Source organism: Bacillus cereus group sp. MYBK222-1, from assembly GCF_051916425.1.
In the GTDB taxonomy this organism is placed as follows: Bacteria; Bacillota; Bacilli; order Bacillales; family Bacillaceae_G; genus Bacillus_A; species Bacillus_A paranthracis.
In genome coordinates this window covers 63,096-80,658 of sequence record NZ_JBQAGP010000002.1, presented here as the reverse complement: position 1 = coordinate 80,658, position 17,563 = coordinate 63,096, and the positions used below count along the sequence as shown (strand labels likewise).

Below are 17,563 nucleotides of genomic sequence, written 5' to 3'. Positions count from 1 at the left end.
TTATTGGAGGAATTCCTGTGGGTGAAAAAGAGAAAGAATTTGCTGTCATTGGGCTTGGGCGTTTTGGTGGAAGTATTTGTCGAGAACTTGCTCAATTAGGTATGGAAGTAATGGCAATTGACTCAGATGAGGATAAAATTAATGAGTTTGCAAATATAGCTTCACATGCTGTAATTGCAGATTCAACAGATGAGATGGTATTAAAAAGTCTTGGTATTCGTAATTTTGATCATGTAGTCGTTGCGATTGGGGACAATTTGAATTCAAGTATTTTAACAACGTTAATTCTGAAAGAGTTAGGTGTAAAAAATATTACTGTAAAAGCTCAAAATGATTACCATGAAAAAGTATTAAGTAAAATAGGAGCAGATCACATTGTGCACCCAGAGCGTGATATGGGAAAAAGGATTGCTAATAATATTGCATCAAGTAATGTATTAGACTATCTTGAGCTTTCAGATGAGCATAGTATTGTAGAGATTATTGCAAATAAAAAAATCGATGGTCATTCTTTAATCGAATTAGATATTCGTGCGAAGTTTGGATTGAATATTGTAGCGATTAAACGTGGTAAAGAAGTTATTGTATCTCCTCGAGCTACGGAAAACATTCAAGCGGGAGATATATTAATTGTAATTGGTCATGACGATGAAGTAGATCGTTTCAAGCACTTTTTAAGATAAGAGAAAAGGACAATACCATAAAGGTATTGTCCTTTTTCTTATATCTCCATAATGATTGGTAAAATCATTGGGCGACGTTTCGTTTTCTCATATAGGAATGGTGCTAATGTATCTGTAATTTCATTTTTAATTTCAGACCATTGCGTTGTTTTACGTTCCATTACTTTTTCTAAATGAGTTGTAATTAATGTTTGAGCATCATTAATTAAATCACTACTTTCGCGCATATAAACGAAACCACGTGAGATAATATCAGGCCCTGCTGCAACTTTAAATTCTTTCATATCAATGCTTACAACGACAATAACAAGTCCTTCTTCAGAAAGGATACGACGATCGCGTAATACGATATTACCGATATCTCCAATACCATTTCCGTCAATATAAACAGATCCAGATGGTATTTTACCAGCTACACTTGCTTCATCTGAACGTAAGGCAAGAACATCACCATTATCCATAATGAAACAGTTTTCTTCTGGAATACCACAATCATTTGCTAATTTCATATGCATACGTTGCATACGATATTCACCATGAATTGGCATGAAATACTTCGGTTTAATTAGACGAAGCATTAGTTTTTGTTCTTCTTGTCCACCGTGTCCACTCGTATGAATGTTTGACAGTTTTCCGTGGATTACATCAGCACCAGCACGGTACAACATATTAATTGTACGGCTTACACTAATTGTATTACCAGGGATTGGTGAAGAAGAGAACACAACTGTGTCGCCAGGAATAATTTGAATTTGACGATGGGTACCATTAGCAATACGTGAAAGTGCTGCCATTGGCTCCCCTTGACTACCTGTACATAAAATAACAACTTTATTAGCCGGTAGACGATTTAATTGAGATGCATCTATGAATGTATCTTTCGGACAGCGAATATAACCGAGGTTTTGTCCGATTTCAATCGCTGCCTCCATACTTCGGCCAAATACAGCCACTTTACGATTGTTTTCAACAGCCGCTTCAACGACTTGTTGCAAGCGATGGATATTTGATGCAAAGGTTGCGAAGATAATACGACCTTCTACTTTGCGGAAAATATCTTGAATACTATCACCAACACGGCGCTCAGACATTGTAAAGTTTGGAACTTCACTGTTTGTACTGTCAGATAAGAGACAAAGTACACCGTCTTTTCCGATTTCAGCCATTTTTGTTAAGTCCGCTGGTTCACCAACCGGTGTGAAGTCAAATTTGAAATCTCCAGTATGAACCACTTGTCCTTGAGGTGTTTTCACAACAACTCCGTATGAATCTGGGATACTGTGAGTTGTACGGAAGAAGGAAACAGATGTCTTTTTAAATTTAATAACATCATCTTCTTGAATTTCATAAAGCTTTGCTTTACGAAGTAATCCGTGCTCTTCTAATTTGTTTTTGATTAGTGCAATTGCTAATTTTCCGCCATAAATCGGAATGTTCACTTGACGTAATAAGTAAGGAATTCCACCGATATGATCTTCGTGACCATGTGTAATGAATAGCCCTTTAATTTTATCTTCGTTTCGCACAAAATAAGTGTAATCTGGTATTACATAATCGATTCCGAGGAGTTCGTCTTCTGGAAACTTAATTCCAGCGTCAATTATAATAATTTCATCTTGAAATTGAACAGCATATGTATTTTTACCGATTTCACCAAGACCACCTAAAGCAAAAACGGCTGCTTGATCATTCTTTAGAAATTTCATATGACTATACGATTTCCGCTAATGTTAAATCAGCGTTTTCTTTTTCATATTCAAGATGATTGCCAGTCACAGACTGAACGAATTCGATATTATATGCGAACTTATTTAATTTTGTACGAACATCCTTCTCAGACGTAGCCTCTAAATATAAAACTTTTGTATTTTCACGTACTGGAACCTCAGTCATTTTTTCTTGATAAAATACTTTAAAAATCATTTGGAAAACCTCTCCTTGTCTATGTTTTGCATTATCTGTTACTTATTATAAAGCAAACAGTCACGATTTTCATGTTTTTTCGAATGAGAATGAAGAAAAAGCCCGAAATGGGCACAATTTAAGCGATCGTCTTTTTACGGACTAGATCTTTTAAATAACGCTTCAGCTTTTTCTTCAGCTTCTTCAGCATGATTACTCCTTCCTTTCCTTATTTTAAACATGCATATTACTAGTGAAAACGCCGTCTCTGATATAAGAAAGAGGACAAAAGTGAATGTTGAATCTTGTCTTTTCTCATACAGAGAAAGTTATTCTATAGTAACGATTAGTAGCCGTTAGTTATAGCTATAGTATGAGAAAGAATAGAAAAGAAAATTCATACGAACAAGTATCCACATTTTTTACTAATATATATATGCAGGTTTCATAAATAAGGTCAGAAAGTGAACGCTTTCTTCACAGATGTTTAATATGTTATACTTTTTTTTAGTATTTGAAAAGCGATAATCAAAATAGGAATATAGAGTAACAGAAAGGATTTTGACAAATGAATGATAAAATTGTCTTTTTTGATATTGATGGAACATTATTAGATCATGATAAGAAGATTCCGCAATCTACGCGAGACGCAGTAAGGCAGTTACAAGAAAAAGGCGTGCATGTAGCAATTGCGACAGGACGTGCGCCATTTATGTTCGAAGATATTCGTAAGGAACTTAATATCCACAATTATGTTAGCTTTAATGGACAGTACGTTGTATTTGAAGATGAGGTAGTATTTAATAACCCATTACATCCAGCTGCTCTACATAAGTTTACTCAGTTTGCAAAACAAGAAGGATATCCACTTGTATATCTTGATCATCAAGAAATGAGAGCATCAGTGGAATATCATGATTATGTGAAAGAAGGGTTTGGCAGTTTACATTTTGAGCATCCGGCATATGAACCTGATTTTTATGAGAAGCGTAATATTTATCAAACACTTCTTTTCTGTGAAGTAAATGAAGAAGAAAAGTTTATAAATCAGTACCCAGACTTTCATTTTATTCGCTGGCATGCGTATTCAATGGATATTATTCCAAATGGTGGTTCTAAGGCAAAAGGGATTGAGAAATTCATTGAAAAGCTAGGATTTAACCGTGAACAAGTGTATGCATTTGGGGATGGCTTAAATGATTTAGAAATGATTGAAGCAGTTGGGACAGGTATTGTGATGGGGAATGGTCATGAAGACTTGAAAAAACTTGCAAATCATGTGACAAAGGATGTTAGTGAAGACGGTATATATCATGGTTTAAAATGGGCTGGATTGCTATAAGTGAATATGGAATCTATTTCATATAGTAAAAAGGCGGAAGAGTATATTCCGCCTTTTTTACTATCGCTCTAGAGGTTTTGAATCGTCAGGAGCGGCAAATGGATTTTCTTTATTAATGTGATCATAGAACATAACACCATTTAAATGGTCAATTTCATGTTGAAATACAATTGCTGGTAACCCTTTTAAACGTAACTTTACTTCTTCGCCGTTAATAGAAGTTGCTTTCACTGTAATTCTTGTATAACGAGGGACATAACCAGGTACTTCACGGTCTACTGATAGACAGCCTTCACCACTTTGTAAATATGTACGTTCAACAGAATGGCTAATGATTTTTGGATTAAATAATGCATGACTATATAACGTACCGTCCGTATCTGTTACATGAACCGCAATCATTCTTTTTGAAATACCGATTTGCGGAGCCGCTAATCCGATTCCAGGGCGTAAACTATATTTTTCAGCCATTTCAGGATCTTGGCTATTTATTACAAATTCAATCATTTCCTTAAGAGTATTTGTATCTTCTTCGCTCGCTGGTAGTACTACCTCTTCTGCAACGTTTCGCAAAATAGGATCTCCTTCGCGAATTACATCTTTCATTGTAAGCATATGTAATCTCTCCTTTCCTTTTTAGTCTACCAAAGGAGATGGAAAAAGTCATCGGCAAGTAAGGGGAAGATAGATCGGTTATGTAGGAATAAAAAGAAAGAGACGGCAGAGCCGTCTCTTTCTTTCCATAGTTGTTTCATTTTACATTAGCGAATGCAAGCAGCACCAACGATAATTAAAAGAATAAACAACACAACGATTAAGGCGAAGCCGCGTCCAGACCCACCACAAGAACCGCCATAACCGTAGGAAGGATATGAACAAGTTGGATAGCAATATGAATATCCGTACATGAGATGACCTCCTTTATCATTTCCCGCTAATACTGCGGTTACTATAATGTATGGAGGGAAGAGTAGAAATGTATGGGTAATTACCTATAAAAGGAAGAAGAGTTTGTATATTTTTGCTAAGAAGAGAGAAAAACTAAAGGGAATTAAATCGTTTACATATTATTCTAAGAGAAAAAACAAGTTAAAAAGGGAATAATATAACAGTAGGTTAATGCTTACTAATACAGATGTGAAAAATAAAAACACGTTTGTGTAGGAGAAACCTGCAGATTATTTATAAAAAAACGTATTCAAAGTAATTGACATCGTAATTAGAATAGTTGTAAACTAAAAAACGTGATCAAGATTGTATTAATATGTTTCTGAAAAAACATTAGTACAGATTGTTAGGTACACAAAATTATTCTCAACCGACAAATAAATTTGTTGGTTTACATTGTTGCGGTTTCCATCTAGCTAATAGATAGTGAAAGCGTTTCAGAATATGGTTCAAGAGAGGAAGAGGTGAACGGAATGGGTACTAAAACAAAAAAGACCCTATTTAATGTTGATGAGCAAATGAAAGCTATCGCAGCTCAATTTGAAACATTACAAATTTTAAATGAAAAAGGCGAAGTTGTGAATGAAGCAGCTATGCCTGAATTATCTGATGATCAATTAAAAGAATTAATGCGCCGTATGGTGTATACTCGCGTACTAGATCAACGTTCTATTTCTTTAAACCGTCAAGGACGTTTAGGTTTCTACGCACCAACAGCTGGACAAGAGGCTTCTCAATTAGCAAGTCATTTCGCACTTGAAGCAGAAGATTTCATCTTACCAGGATATCGTGATGTGCCACAATTAGTATGGCACGGTTTACCATTATACCAAGCATTCTTATTCTCTCGTGGACATTTCATGGGTAACCAAATGCCTGAGAACGTAAATGCACTTGCTCCACAAATCATCATCGGTGCGCAAATCATCCAAACTGCTGGTGTTGCGTTAGGTATGAAATTACGTGGTAAAAAATCTGTTGCAATTACTTACACTGGTGACGGTGGTGCTTCACAAGGTGACTTCTACGAAGGTATGAACTTTGCGGGTGCATTCAAAGCTCCAGCAATCTTCGTTGTACAAAACAACCGTTATGCAATCTCTACTCCAGTAGAAAAGCAATCTGCAGCTAAAACTGTAGCACAAAAAGCAGTAGCAGCAGGTATTTACGGAATTCAAGTAGACGGTATGGATCCATTAGCTGTATACGCAGCAACTGCTTTCGCTCGTGAGCGTGCAGTAAATGGTGAAGGTCCTACTTTAATCGAGACTTTAACATTCCGTTACGGTCCACATACAATGGCTGGTGATGACCCAACTCGTTACCGTACAAAAGATATCGAGAACGAATGGGAACAAAAAGATCCAATCGTACGCTTCCGTGCATTCTTAGAAAACAAAGGCCTATGGTCTCAAGAAGTTGAAGAGAAAGTAATCGAAGAAGCAAAAGAAGATATCAAACAAGCAATTGCTAAGGCTGACCAAGCTCCAAAACAAAAAGTTACTGATTTAATGGAAATCATGTACGAAAAAATGCCTTACAACTTAGCTGAACAATATGAAATTTACAAAGAAAAGGAGTCGAAGTAAGCCATGGCTCAAATGACAATGATTCAAGCAATCACTGATGCTTTACGCGTTGAAATGAAAAATGACCCTAACGTACTTGTGTTTGGTGAAGACGTTGGTGTAAACGGCGGTGTATTCCGTGCTACTGAAGGTTTACAAGCTGAATTCGGTGAAGACCGTGTAATGGATACTCCACTTGCAGAGTCTGGTATTGGTGGACTTGCAGTTGGACTTGCACTTGAAGGATTCCGTCCAGTTCCAGAAATCCAATTCTTCGGTTTCGTTTATGAAGTAATGGATTCAATTTCTGGTCAATTAGCTCGTATGCGTTACCGTTCTGGTGGACGTTGGACTGCTCCAGTAACAGTTCGTTCTCCATTCGGTGGTGGTGTTCATACTCCTGAACTACATGCTGATAGCTTAGAAGGTTTAGTGGCTCAACAACCTGGTCTAAAAGTTGTTATTCCATCTACTCCATACGATGCAAAAGGTCTTTTAATCTCTGCGATTCGTGACAACGATCCAGTTATCTACTTAGAGCATATGAAATTGTACCGTTCATTCCGTCAAGATGTACCAGAAGGTGAATACACAATTGATTTAGGCAAAGCTGACATCAAACGTGAAGGTACAGATGTATCTGTTATCGCTTACGGTGCTATGGTTCACGCTGCATTAAAAGCTGCTGAAGAACTTGAAAAAGAAGGTATCTCTTTAGAAGTTGTTGACTTACGTACAGTTCAACCATTAGATATCGAAACAATCATCGCTTCTGTTGAAAAAACAGGCCGCGTAGTTGTAGTTCAAGAAGCTCAAAAACAAGCTGGTATTGCAGCTAACGTTGTAGCGGAAATTAACGACCGTGCAATTTTAAACTTAGAAGCTCCAGTTGTACGTGTTGCAGCTGCTGATACAGTATTCCCATTCTCTCAAGCTGAGAGCGTATGGTTACCAAACCATAAAGATATTGTTGAAGCTGTTAACAAAGTAATGAACTTCTAATTTTTACTTATTCATGTGCAAAAGAAATCAGCACATGCTGATTTCTTTTGCCATATTCCATAATAAAGAAATGAATCAGGGGGCTGAATTCCGTGGCATTTGAATTTAAACTACCAGATATCGGTGAAGGTATCCACGAAGGTGAAATCGTAAAATGGTTTATTAAACCAGGCGACGAAGTAAACGAAGACGACGTACTTCTTGAAGTACAAAATGATAAAGCAGTAGTAGAAATTCCTTCTCCTGTTAAAGGTAAAGTACTTGAAGTACTTGTAGAAGAAGGTACGGTTGCAGTAGTTGGAGATACATTAATTAAATTTGATGCTCCTGGATACGAAAACCTTAAATTTAAAGGCGACGATCATGACGAAGCTCCTAAAGCTGAAGAAGCAAAAGAAGAAGCTCCTAAAGCTGAAGCTACTCCAGCAGCAACTGCAGAAGTAGTAAATGAGCGCGTAATCGCTATGCCATCTGTTCGTAAATATGCTCGTGAAAACGGCGTAGACATTCATAAAGTAGCTGGTTCTGGTAAGAACGGTCGTATCGTAAAAGCTGACATCGATGCATTTGCAAATGGTGGACAAGCAGTAGCAGCAACTGAGGCTCCAGCAGCAGTAGAAGCTACTCCAGCAGCAGCGAAAGAAGAAGCACCAAAAGCACAACCAATCCCAGCTGGTGAATATCCAGAAACTCGTGAGAAAATGAGTGGTATCCGTAAAGCAATTGCGAAAGCAATGGTTAACTCTAAACATACAGCTCCTCACGTAACATTAATGGATGAAGTAGATGTAACTGAACTTGTTGCTCATCGTAAGAAGTTCAAAGCTGTGGCAGCTGACAAAGGTATTAAATTAACTTACCTTCCATACGTTGTTAAAGCTTTAACATCTGCATTACGTGAATACCCAATGTTAAACACTTCTTTAGATGATGCTTCTCAAGAAGTAGTTCATAAACATTACTTCAACATCGGTATCGCAGCTGATACAGACAAAGGTCTATTAGTACCAGTTGTTAAAGATACAGATCGCAAGTCTATCTTCACAATTTCTAACGAGATCAATGATCTTGCTGGTAAAGCACGTGAAGGTCGTTTAGCTCCTGCTGAAATGAAAGGCGCTTCTTGCACAATTACAAACATTGGTTCTGCAGGTGGACAATGGTTCACTCCAGTTATCAACCACCCAGAAGTAGCAATCCTTGGTATCGGCCGTATCGCTGAGAAACCAGTTGTGAAAAACGGTGAGATCGTTGCAGCTCCAGTATTAGCATTATCTCTAAGCTTTGACCATCGTTTAATTGACGGCGCAACTGCTCAAAAAGCATTAAACCAAATTAAACGTCTATTGAATGACCCACAATTATTAGTAATGGAGGCGTAATAACAATGGTAGTAGGAGATTTCCCAATTGAATTAGATACAGTCGTTGTTGGTGCAGGTCCTGGTGGATACGTTGCGGCAATTCGTGCAGCACAATTAGGTCAAAAGGTAGCGATTATTGAAAAAGCTAACCTTGGTGGCGTATGCTTAAACGTTGGATGTATTCCTTCAAAAGCGTTAATCAATGCAGGTCATCGTTATGAGAATGCAATGCATTCTGATGACATGGGTATCACTGCAGAGAACGTAAAAGTTGACTTTACAAAAGTTCAAGAATGGAAAAACGGCGTAGTTAAGAAATTAACTGGCGGTGTTGAAGGCCTTCTTAAAGGTAACAAAGTTGAAATCATTCGCGGTGAAGCTTACTTCGTAGATGCTAACACATTACGCGTAATGACTGAAGATGCAGCTCAAACTTATACGTTTAAAAATGCTGTTCTTGCAACTGGTTCTACACCAATCGAAATTCCAGGATTCAAATACTCTAAACGTGTTATCAACTCTACAGGTGCTTTAAGCTTACCTGAAATTCCTAAAAAACTTGTTGTAATCGGCGGCGGTTACATCGGTATGGAATTAGGTACTGCATATGCTAACTTCGGTACAGAAGTTACTGTAGTAGAAGCTGGCGACGAAATCTTAGCTGGTTTCGAAAAAGCTATGAGCTCTGTTGTTAAACGTGCTCTACAGAAAAAAGGTAACGTAACAATCCATACAAAAGCTATGGCTAAAGGCGTTGAAGAAACAGAAACTGGCGTAAAAGTTAGCTTCGAAGTTAAAGGTGAAATCCAAACTGTAGAAGCAGATTACGTATTAGTAACTGTAGGTCGTCGTCCAAACACTCAAGAAATCGGTCTTGAGCAAGTTGGAGTTAAAATGACTGACCGCGGCATCATCGAAATCGATGAGCAATGTCGTACAAATGTACCAAACATCTATGCAATCGGTGATATCGTTCCTGGACCACCATTAGCTCACAAAGCTTCTTACGAAGGTAAAGTAGCTGTAGAAGCAATTAGTGGCCATGCGTCAGCTATCGATTACATCGGAATTCCTGCAGTATGCTTCACTGATCCAGAATTAGCATCTGTTGGTTACACTAAGAAACAAGCTGAAGAAGCTGGAATGACTGTAACTGTATCTAAGTTCCCATTCGCTGCTAACGGTCGTGCATTATCATTAAACAGCACTGACGGTTTCTTACAACTTGTAACACGTAAAGAAGATGGTCTTCTTGTAGGTGCTCAAGTTGCAGGTGCAGGCGCTTCTGATATTATTTCTGAGATTGGTTTAGCTATCGAAGCTGGAATGACAGCAGAAGATATCGCTCAAACAATCCACGCTCACCCAACATTAGGTGAAATCACAATGGAAGCAGCTGAAGTTGCTCTTGGAATGCCAATTCACATTGTAAAATAATTTAAGTAATGAAAATAGCCCATCTCTTATTTAAAGAGATGGGCTATTTTTTATTTTATAATAAAAGTGGCTTGCAAGGTCTTTATACGTACTTGTCGAATGAATATATAATAATTTAATTGAATTGTTAAAACATATATAAATCCAAAAGCCATATATATGCTTTCGTGTAATATGTAATTGATTCAAACTTAATACCATATATTAATAAAATAGAGCATGTCAAAGGAGAAGGTTCCATGAGAATATTACATGTTATATTTTATCATTTTTTATTATGGAGTGGTTTTTCCGTTGTATTATCATTGTCAAATGGTGATAAGTTGCATTATAAAGTTATTCTATTTTTTGTATTTCTTTATTTAGCATATGTGATCGCATATTTTGTATTGCAAATTAGAAAGCAGGCATTATTCCTTACGTGTTCAAATTGCATACTTTTCTTAATTATATTTTCTATTTTTTAAATTAACGTTTATAGAAATACATTGTTCTTCCATTAAATAATTTTAACTCTCCTTCTAATTTCTTCGCTAGAAAACGGCAAAATTCATTTGCTTTTCCTTTATCACCAAATGTTGCATTAGGTGGTAAAGAAACTTGAATATAAGTTTGTTCCTTTTCTATACCGACACCGACATAAATGGAGTCATATCGATCGTGAGTAGATTGTAGTTTGAATGTTGTTGCTGATGTATCTAAAATTTCATACGGAAAAGCGGTATTTGTATAAGCGTAATTAATTTGAACACCGGTTTTGGAAGTAACTGTTTTATAATAATGAAAAAGTTGTTTTATATCATCTATTGAAACAGATTGTTGATTGGATTTAGGTACAAGCGTAATAAAGGCATGTTGCATATAAGTTCCCCCTAACTTAGTAGAATACTCTCATTCTACATCCTACTGAATTTTTTGACAATTAAAAGGAGTATTCCTTTTTTTGTTTAATATACTAATGAAAGGTGATGTAGAAAGGTGGAAACCGATGTTTGAAAAATTGTATGATGAGCATGAAAGTGTGAAGGTACGATTTTTGGGGTTTATGACACATGATAATCGTTATGATTTTGGTGTTATTTATACAAATATGTTTTTTGGAAAGCCACTTATTGTTTGCATGCAAACAGGAAGGTCTACTTTACTTGGACGAGATGATGTAGAGAATGTTCAACATTTACAGGAAGTTTTCAAATTAGGCTCAGAAGAGGAAGCAGCTGAGTTATCTCAGTTTTTCTCATTTCTAGTTCCATCTACATCTTTGCATGCGGAATACGAAGAATAAATAATGTAAAACAGTCGTACGTATAAATATGGCTGTTTTTTTGTTTGAATATCGCATACTAATTTAAATTTAAAATATTTAATGTGTTATACTAAAAACCTATTGACGTAAAAAGTATAACATATTAAAATAAAGACAGAAAGTTAAGCGGTTACAAAAAGTTTTTGGGATTATAAACTTAGGGGGAAATGAAAAATGGGAACAATCGTATGTCAAGATTGTGAAGGTACAATTGCACACTTCGAGGATGAGAAAGTAACAGTACTTTACGGGAAATGTGGATCTTGCGGATGTGATCACACAGAGCATACAAAAGCCCAATAATTGATAGGAAATGGACAGCTGAAAGTTTTTAGGACCATAAACTTAGGGGGAAATGAAAAATGGGAACAATCGTATGCCAAGTATGTGAAGGAACAATCGGACATTTTGAAGATGAAAAAACGACAGTGCTTTACGGAAAATGCGGAACAAATTGTGACTGTGCTAGTAGAGATAATGCGAAAGCTTAATGATAAATAAATAAATAGATTACTATTAAAACTCAGGGGGAAATGAAAAATGGGAACAATCGTATGCCAAGTATGTGAAGGAACAATCGGACATTTTGAAGATGAAAAATCAACAGTACTATACGGGAAATGTGGATCTCATTGCGACTGTGACCATAAAGAACATTCAAAAGCTTAAATAAAAAAAGCGCCTACATATGTAGGTGCTTTTTTTAATAAACTGTAGTTGTGTTGCCAACTGTTGCAACAATTGCATCATCTCTAATCGGAATAAATCCTATGGATGTCTGTGGTGTGCTAGGAGAAGCATGGTAGCTCATGAGACGGCTATCAATACGGGTAATAGTATCGGTTAAGAAAGCGGAAATGAAAGCGTAAGGGACTCGTCGCTCATTTAATGCGTATATAATTTCTTCTTTTGTTTTTACACCTACGCCATGCCCATAAAAAAAGAAATTTCCTAGATAGATAGTATTTTCTCCTTGCCACTCGATTGTAGCTGGATTCACTTGTGGATTTTTAAAGTAAACGAGATCACCTGGGACAAGATCACCACCTGTCTTTGTTATGAGCTTTAAATCTTGATCGTAGTCCCACGTATAAAGTAAAAGGTTTGCAAAGAGACGGTTGAAAGTTTCTTCCTCATATAATGCTAGTAAAGCTTTGTAAAAAATAATGATCATAGCGGTGGCACATTCAGTTCCATATAGTTTTCCGTTTTTGAAAATATCTTGTATGGCAATGGAAGGGGGTATGTTTGGAAGGAGCTCGAATCCTCCAAGAGATGTTCTTTTCCAATACTGAGGGTTACAAAAAGATTGTTGAAATGTACGAAACTGAAAACCACTTTGAAAAAGTTCTAATGCAGAAGTAATAATATTAACACGCAAATTTAGATCAAAGCTGAGTTCACCAGATGTTCGGAAGGAATAGATTTCTTGATTTCCTGCCATTATAGATAAAATTTGTTGTTTCTCATTTGCAAATGGCTCATATTCATTTGTGATATAAGGATGTACAATAGAACGGCCTATTACAATCATAATAGTATCCCCACCTATACGTTACATTACATAATATCGTATGAGAAAAGGCCAAAAGGGTGAAAGAAAAGCCTATCAACTGATAGGCTTGTACTCTTTAATCACGCGTAATGTTTGTAATGTCATATCTTCAGGACCTTGTACAGGTAAACCTGCTTCTAAGTTTTTACGAATATACTCTAAGTTGTCTTGTGTAATAATTTCCCCCGGAGTAAAGATTGGAATCCCTGGCGGATAAACCATAACGAAATCAGCTATAATACGACCTGCTGCATTTTCAAATGGGATGACTTCTGTTTCCGAATAAAAAGCATCTCGAGGAGAAAGTGCTAACACAGGTATTTCTGGAATTTCTACTTGCACTTGAACACCTTTATCAGCTTTATTTTTAAATGTTGCTGATAAATCTTGTAATGCCGCAATAAGTGTATTCGTTTCACTTTCTGTATCCCCAAAAGTGACAAGACATAGTATGTTGTATAAATCTGAGAGTTCTACTTCAATGTTATATTGCTCTCTAAGCCATACTTCAGCCTGATGGCCTGTAATACCTAAATCTTTTACAGATACAATTATCTTTGTAGGATCATAGTTAAAAGTAGCATCCGTACCTAGCATTTCTTTCCCTGGACAGTAAAGATGTTCAATATCATTTATAGCATTACGAACTTGTTCCGCTAATTGTATTGTTTGTTCTATGAGCGCCTTTCCTTCTGTAGCAAGACGTTTTCTAGCAACATCTAGGGAGGCTAACAAGATGTAAGACGTTGATGTAGTCGTAAGCATGCTAATAATAGATTGAACATGTTTTACGTTCACAAGGCCTTCTTTTACATTAAGAATAGAACTTTGCGTTAAAGATCCACCTAATTTGTGAACACTCGTTGCTGCCATATCTGCACCGGCTTGCATCGCTGACATCGGCAGTTCATCGTGAAAATGAATATGAACACCATGAGCCTCATCAACGAGTACAGGGATATCGTAAGAATGTGCTAATTGTACAATCTGTTCTAAGTCCGCAGCAAAGCCAAAGTATGTTGGATTAATAACAAGTAAGCCTTTCGCATCTGAGTGCTCTTCAAGTGCTTTTTTGACAGATTGGATTGTGATTCCATGTGAAATACCAAGTTTTGGATCGATTTCAGGATGCATGAAAATAGGTTTTGCACCTGAGAAAATAATAGCTGACATTACTGATTTATGCACGTTTCGTGGCACTAGTATTTTGTCACCAGGACCGCAAACGCTCATCACCATTGTCATTATTGCGCCACTTGTACCTTGAATAGAAAAGAAAGTATGATCCGCACCAAATGCAGCGGCTGCTAAATCTTGTGCTTCTTTAATCATACCTTTTGGATGATGTAAATCATCGAGCGGCGCAATGTTAATTAAATCAATTGCTAATGCATTATGCCCAATAAATTCGCGAAATTCAGGATCCATGCCTTGCCCTTTTTTATGACCTGGAATATGGAATTGAATTGGATTTCGCTTACTGTGCTCAACTAAAGCGGTAAACAATGGTGTTTCGTATTGGGACAATCTATACACCCCTTCTTTTTTTTATATTTATTAGAGTTTGTTTTATATAATCTTGTTCTAAAAAAGTTACGTTCTTTTTTAGAATGAGACTTGTTTTTCTGCCATTCACAAAAGCTTTTTTGAGATGGGAGCTTCACTTTATTTCCTATAAAACAAAAGCATTATATCACCAATAATTATAGATGTATAGCAAAAAATATTTTTACGGTGAGTATGTTAAATAGTAGCTGCCTACTAACTTCTAGTGGAAGGCAATTCCATTAAAATGAATAAATAGTGTATAATGCAAAGTGACTATAGTGAAGTAGAAAAAATCACTTTAAGATAGCGTATTGAAATAAGAAGAAATGATAAATGAGGTGCGAAATGGAATATCAATATCCGTTAGATTATGATTGGTCAAATGAGGAAATGGTTACAATTGTGAAGTTTTATGAAGCGATTGAGAAAGCATATGAAAAAGGAATTGTAAGAGAAGAATTAATGGGTTTATATCGTCGTTTTAAAGAGATTGTTCCATCGAAAGCAGAAGAAAAGAAAATTGATAAAGAGTTTCAAGAAGTAAGTGGATATTCTATATACCGTGCGATTCAGAAGGCTAAAGAAATTGAAGAAGAAAAGCTTGTGAAAATGTAAAAAATATTTTGAAAAATAAAAACTGAAGTGATATAATGTGATAACAACTAAAAACGGACAATATAAATTGTCCGTTTTCTACTATCGATTACAAAGTGCATATAAAGGAAGGAGTGATTGCATCGTAGATTCAATCTTAGCAAGGAATTGTTCGTTGGTCATTGCTGAAAACTCCTCTGGTGATATATGAATACCAACTAATAATTCTGCTTTTTTTACAGTAGCTAGACGTTCAATCATCTTTTGTAAATCATTTGTTTCAAGTGTTTTATGTAATTTTACACTTGGTTTAGTATGGTCAATGGACCAAACGAAGTCATTTGGAATATTTGTTTTTAAATCATTTATATGTTCTAAGAAGGCGTGAGCCGTCTCCACTTTTTGTGGACACTCATAGATTAAACCAAAGTATATGAAGGCATGAGTACCCCATAATCCAATTTGGAAATGTGGTAGCATTTTATATCCGCGTTTATTTGTTGAAAAAGCAACCCAAGTATCGTTTGGTGGATTGACTTTGCGACGTGCGTGTTTTGCTACATGATAAAAAAAGTTCTCATCAGTTTGTTTGGATAAATACGCTGCAAACTGTTCCCCTAAAGCTTCTAGCTTAGGATGAATGTTCGTTTTAATTGCACTCATTCGTTCTTCGAGACCATCAACTGTAAAGACCTCAAAATCAGTTGATTTGAATGTTTGTAGTGTCATGATTGTTCCTCCAACTCCTATTTTGCTTTTATTTTAGCATAGCTTGTACTATTCATAAAAAAAACAGCACAAAAAAATTTAAATAAAAAAATATAATTTTGTTGCATAGATGATTTATCCAACATAGTATAGTATAAAACAAAAAATCAGAAAATTAAATTAATTCTAGTCCGAGGGCAGACGAATATTGGGAGGAGGCAAATAATATGAGACAGGTGATTAATGCGTTAAAGAGAACAGATGCTGAAAAGAGAATACCGGTGCTACGTTTGGAGCTAGATTATGAATTAGCAACTTTATATGATGCGATGATGGAAGATGATAAACAGAAAAAAGAAGAGTGTGTACAAAAGTTAGAAGTGTTAAGACTTGAAATGATTCGTTTAGAAGCGTAATAATAGTATATGTATAAAAAATTAGTTGGTGCGAACCTTATAAAGGGTTCGTTTTTTCTGTGAACAGTATAGATCGGAGTGTTTAAACATGCAAGAAGTATGGAAAGACATCGATGCACACGCCAAACAGTGGATTCGGGATGCGGGAGAGCATTTAATGGCATCAATGAAAAAAGCACTTATTATAGAAACAAAATCAAATGCAGCTGATTTAGTAACAAATATGGACCGAGAAATAGAACAGTTTTTAATTGGGAAAATTAAAGAAACATTCCCACATCATCATATTTTAGGTGAAGAGGGCTATGGAGACGAGGTAACTTCTTCTGACGGGGTTGTTTGGTTAATTGATCCAATTGACGGCACGATGAACTTTGTTCACCAAAAAAGAAATTTTGCAATTTCAATTGGAATTTATGAGAACGGTATCGGAAAGATTGGACTTATTTATGATCCAGTTCATGATGAATTATATCATGCGTTAAAAGGGGCTGGAGCATTTTGTAATGAAGTACCGATACCTTTATTAGAAAAAGGTACTGTAGAGCAAGGTATTGTAGCTTTAAATGCGATATGGCTTACCGACAATCCATTGCTTAATATGGAAAGTATGATGGCACTTGTTAAGAAAGCAAGAGGCACGAGATCATATGGCTGTGCAGCATTAGAGATGGTATACGTTGCAACTGGAAGAATCGATGCATATGTAACACCTAGATTATCACCATGGGACTTTGGCGGGGGACAGATAATTGTAGAGGAAGTTGGAGGCAAGGTAACAACATTCTCCGGAGCGCCACTTTCTATCGTAGAGAAGAGTAGCGTATTAGTTGCGAAGCCAGGGGTGTATGAAGAAGTGTTATCGTTTATCCCGATTGGTGAGGGCTGATAATCAGTGGGGGATGAAGAAAAAAACCACTGATTAAAGTTTCACTTTATATCCAAGTAACAAAAAAAGTAAGAGGCTGTATACAGGCTTCTTACTTTTTGACGTTATTGCGATTTACGCATTTTTCTTTTTGTTACAAAACCGTATCCAACTGTAACAAATGTGCCGATAATGCAAATAATAATACCGATTGGACTATTTTCAGCAATCATAATGCCGATACCAATTAAGAAAATAACACCGATAATTGCAGTTAATAAAAAGCGATATTGAATGTGTTCCATTTCTTCACCCTCCAATCT

Annotated in this window: 23 protein-coding genes; 14 read left to right on the top strand and 9 right to left on the bottom strand. The window is 36.2% G+C overall.

Annotation, left to right across the window (positions count from 1 at the left end; all coding sequences use genetic code 11):
* Positions 1 to 17: 17 nt before the first annotated feature.
* A complete protein-coding gene (locus ACTFR9_RS12275; RefSeq protein ID WP_000504032.1) occupies positions 18 to 683 on the top strand; it encodes a potassium channel family protein in 666 nt (221 codons plus the stop codon).
* A 38-nt stretch (positions 684 to 721) separates the two neighbouring features.
* On the opposite strand, the gene rnjA is transcribed toward ACTFR9_RS12275, so the two are convergent.
* Positions 722 to 2,389, bottom strand: coding sequence for a ribonuclease J1 (gene rnjA, locus ACTFR9_RS12270; protein ID WP_000670368.1), 1,668 nt, complete (start codon positions 2,387 to 2,389; stop codon positions 722 to 724).
* A gap of 4 nt (positions 2,390 to 2,393) precedes the next feature.
* Positions 2,394 to 2,606, bottom strand: a complete 213-nt coding sequence (locus ACTFR9_RS12265; RefSeq protein WP_000576444.1) for a DNA-dependent RNA polymerase subunit epsilon — start codon at positions 2,604 to 2,606, stop codon at positions 2,394 to 2,396.
* Between the two features lie 547 nt (positions 2,607 to 3,153).
* Here ACTFR9_RS12265 and ACTFR9_RS12260 point away from each other — a divergent pair.
* Complete coding sequence (locus tag ACTFR9_RS12260; protein ID WP_000998288.1) at positions 3,154 to 3,927, top strand: Cof-type HAD-IIB family hydrolase; 774 nt, start codon at positions 3,154 to 3,156, stop codon at positions 3,925 to 3,927.
* 60 nt (positions 3,928 to 3,987) lie between these two features.
* Here the strand turns inward: ACTFR9_RS12260 and def are convergent, their stop codons facing one another.
* Both def and ACTFR9_RS12250 read right to left on the bottom strand, forming a co-directional pair.
* Complete coding sequence (gene def / locus ACTFR9_RS12255) at positions 3,988 to 4,542, bottom strand: peptide deformylase (protein WP_000957059.1); 555 nt, start codon at positions 4,540 to 4,542, stop codon at positions 3,988 to 3,990.
* A 146-nt stretch (positions 4,543 to 4,688) separates the two neighbouring features.
* The gene (locus ACTFR9_RS12250) at positions 4,689 to 4,835 is read right to left on the bottom strand and encodes a YjcZ family sporulation protein (RefSeq protein ID WP_000274562.1); all 147 of its coding nucleotides are present in this window, start codon (positions 4,833 to 4,835) and stop codon (positions 4,689 to 4,691) included.
* Positions 4,836 to 5,348: 513 nt separating this feature from the next.
* Here ACTFR9_RS12250 and pdhA point away from each other — a divergent pair.
* The 5 genes from pdhA to ACTFR9_RS12225 all read left to right on the top strand — a co-directional run bounded on the left by pdhA (position 5,349) and on the right by ACTFR9_RS12225 (position 10,712).
* Positions 5,349 to 6,464 (top strand): pyruvate dehydrogenase E1 component subunit alpha, encoded by a 1,116-nt coding sequence (gene pdhA / locus ACTFR9_RS12245; protein WP_000536893.1) that lies wholly within the window; start codon positions 5,349 to 5,351, stop codon positions 6,462 to 6,464.
* Positions 6,465 to 6,467: 3 nt separating this feature from the next.
* Positions 6,468 to 7,445, top strand: coding sequence for a pyruvate dehydrogenase complex E1 component subunit beta (pdhB, locus tag ACTFR9_RS12240; protein ID WP_000068166.1), 978 nt, complete (start codon positions 6,468 to 6,470; stop codon positions 7,443 to 7,445).
* A 92-nt stretch (positions 7,446 to 7,537) separates the two neighbouring features.
* Positions 7,538 to 8,827: a pyruvate dehydrogenase complex dihydrolipoyllysine-residue acetyltransferase gene (gene pdhC, locus ACTFR9_RS12235; protein WP_000863427.1), complete on the top strand. Its 1,290-nt coding sequence runs from the start codon at positions 7,538 to 7,540 to the stop codon at positions 8,825 to 8,827.
* A 5-nt stretch (positions 8,828 to 8,832) separates the two neighbouring features.
* Complete coding sequence (gene lpdA, locus ACTFR9_RS12230; RefSeq protein ID WP_000260111.1) at positions 8,833 to 10,245, top strand: dihydrolipoyl dehydrogenase; 1,413 nt, start codon at positions 8,833 to 8,835, stop codon at positions 10,243 to 10,245.
* A gap of 239 nt (positions 10,246 to 10,484) precedes the next feature.
* On the top strand, positions 10,485 to 10,712 hold the full coding sequence (locus ACTFR9_RS12225; protein ID WP_001221351.1) for a hypothetical protein: 228 nt from the start codon (positions 10,485 to 10,487) through the stop codon (positions 10,710 to 10,712).
* Position 10,713: 1 nt separating this feature from the next.
* Here ACTFR9_RS12225 and ACTFR9_RS12220 read toward each other — a convergent pair whose 3' ends face one another.
* Entirely contained in the window at positions 10,714 to 11,106 is a 393-nt protein-coding gene (locus ACTFR9_RS12220; RefSeq protein ID WP_001163309.1) for a DUF1885 family protein, read from the bottom strand.
* A gap of 127 nt (positions 11,107 to 11,233) precedes the next feature.
* Here ACTFR9_RS12220 and ACTFR9_RS12215 point away from each other — a divergent pair, with 127 nt between their 5' ends.
* The 4 genes from ACTFR9_RS12215 (at position 11,234) to ACTFR9_RS12200 (ending at position 12,220) form a co-directional block, all read left to right on the top strand.
* Positions 11,234 to 11,530, top strand: a complete 297-nt coding sequence (locus ACTFR9_RS12215; RefSeq protein WP_001993838.1) for a DUF3055 domain-containing protein — start codon at positions 11,234 to 11,236, stop codon at positions 11,528 to 11,530.
* A gap of 195 nt (positions 11,531 to 11,725) precedes the next feature.
* Positions 11,726 to 11,854 carry a GapA-binding peptide SR1P gene (locus tag ACTFR9_RS12210; protein WP_000536778.1) on the top strand — a complete coding sequence of 43 codons (129 nt, stop codon included), beginning with the start codon at positions 11,726 to 11,728 and terminating at the stop codon, positions 11,852 to 11,854.
* 59 nt (positions 11,855 to 11,913) lie between these two features.
* Positions 11,914 to 12,042 carry a GapA-binding peptide SR1P gene (locus ACTFR9_RS12205; RefSeq protein WP_000536805.1) on the top strand — a complete coding sequence of 43 codons (129 nt, stop codon included), beginning with the start codon at positions 11,914 to 11,916 and terminating at the stop codon, positions 12,040 to 12,042.
* A gap of 49 nt (positions 12,043 to 12,091) precedes the next feature.
* Complete coding sequence (locus ACTFR9_RS12200; protein ID WP_000536793.1) at positions 12,092 to 12,220, top strand: GapA-binding peptide SR1P; 129 nt, start codon at positions 12,092 to 12,094, stop codon at positions 12,218 to 12,220.
* 34 nt (positions 12,221 to 12,254) lie between these two features.
* On the opposite strand, the gene ACTFR9_RS12195 is transcribed toward ACTFR9_RS12200, so the two are convergent.
* A complete protein-coding gene (locus tag ACTFR9_RS12195; RefSeq protein WP_000635351.1) occupies positions 12,255 to 13,085 on the bottom strand; it encodes a protein-glutamine gamma-glutamyltransferase in 831 nt (276 codons plus the stop codon).
* Positions 13,086 to 13,160: 75 nt separating this feature from the next.
* Complete coding sequence (speA, locus tag ACTFR9_RS12190) at positions 13,161 to 14,633, bottom strand: arginine decarboxylase (protein ID WP_000084882.1); 1,473 nt, start codon at positions 14,631 to 14,633, stop codon at positions 13,161 to 13,163.
* A 366-nt stretch (positions 14,634 to 14,999) separates the two neighbouring features.
* On the opposite strand from speA, the gene ACTFR9_RS12185 reads away from it, so the two are divergent.
* A complete protein-coding gene (locus ACTFR9_RS12185) occupies positions 15,000 to 15,269 on the top strand; it encodes a UPF0223 family protein (RefSeq protein WP_000456556.1) in 270 nt (89 codons plus the stop codon).
* Positions 15,270 to 15,350: 81 nt separating this feature from the next.
* Here ACTFR9_RS12185 and ACTFR9_RS12180 read toward each other — a convergent pair whose 3' ends face one another.
* Positions 15,351 to 15,977 carry a YktB family protein gene (locus tag ACTFR9_RS12180; protein ID WP_000175082.1) on the bottom strand — a complete coding sequence of 209 codons (627 nt, stop codon included), beginning with the start codon at positions 15,975 to 15,977 and terminating at the stop codon, positions 15,351 to 15,353.
* A 206-nt stretch (positions 15,978 to 16,183) separates the two neighbouring features.
* On the opposite strand from ACTFR9_RS12180, the gene ACTFR9_RS12175 reads away from it, so the two are divergent.
* Both ACTFR9_RS12175 and ACTFR9_RS12170 read left to right on the top strand, forming a co-directional pair.
* Positions 16,184 to 16,372, top strand: a complete 189-nt coding sequence (locus tag ACTFR9_RS12175; RefSeq protein ID WP_001250164.1) for a hypothetical protein — start codon at positions 16,184 to 16,186, stop codon at positions 16,370 to 16,372.
* Between the two features lie 88 nt (positions 16,373 to 16,460).
* The gene (locus ACTFR9_RS12170; protein WP_001158692.1) at positions 16,461 to 17,261 is read left to right on the top strand and encodes an inositol monophosphatase family protein; all 801 of its coding nucleotides are present in this window, start codon (positions 16,461 to 16,463) and stop codon (positions 17,259 to 17,261) included.
* A 104-nt stretch (positions 17,262 to 17,365) separates the two neighbouring features.
* Here ACTFR9_RS12170 and ACTFR9_RS12165 read toward each other — a convergent pair whose 3' ends face one another.
* A complete protein-coding gene (locus ACTFR9_RS12165; protein ID WP_000400127.1) occupies positions 17,366 to 17,545 on the bottom strand; it encodes a DUF5325 family protein in 180 nt (59 codons plus the stop codon).
* Positions 17,546 to 17,563: the final 18 nt, after the last annotated feature.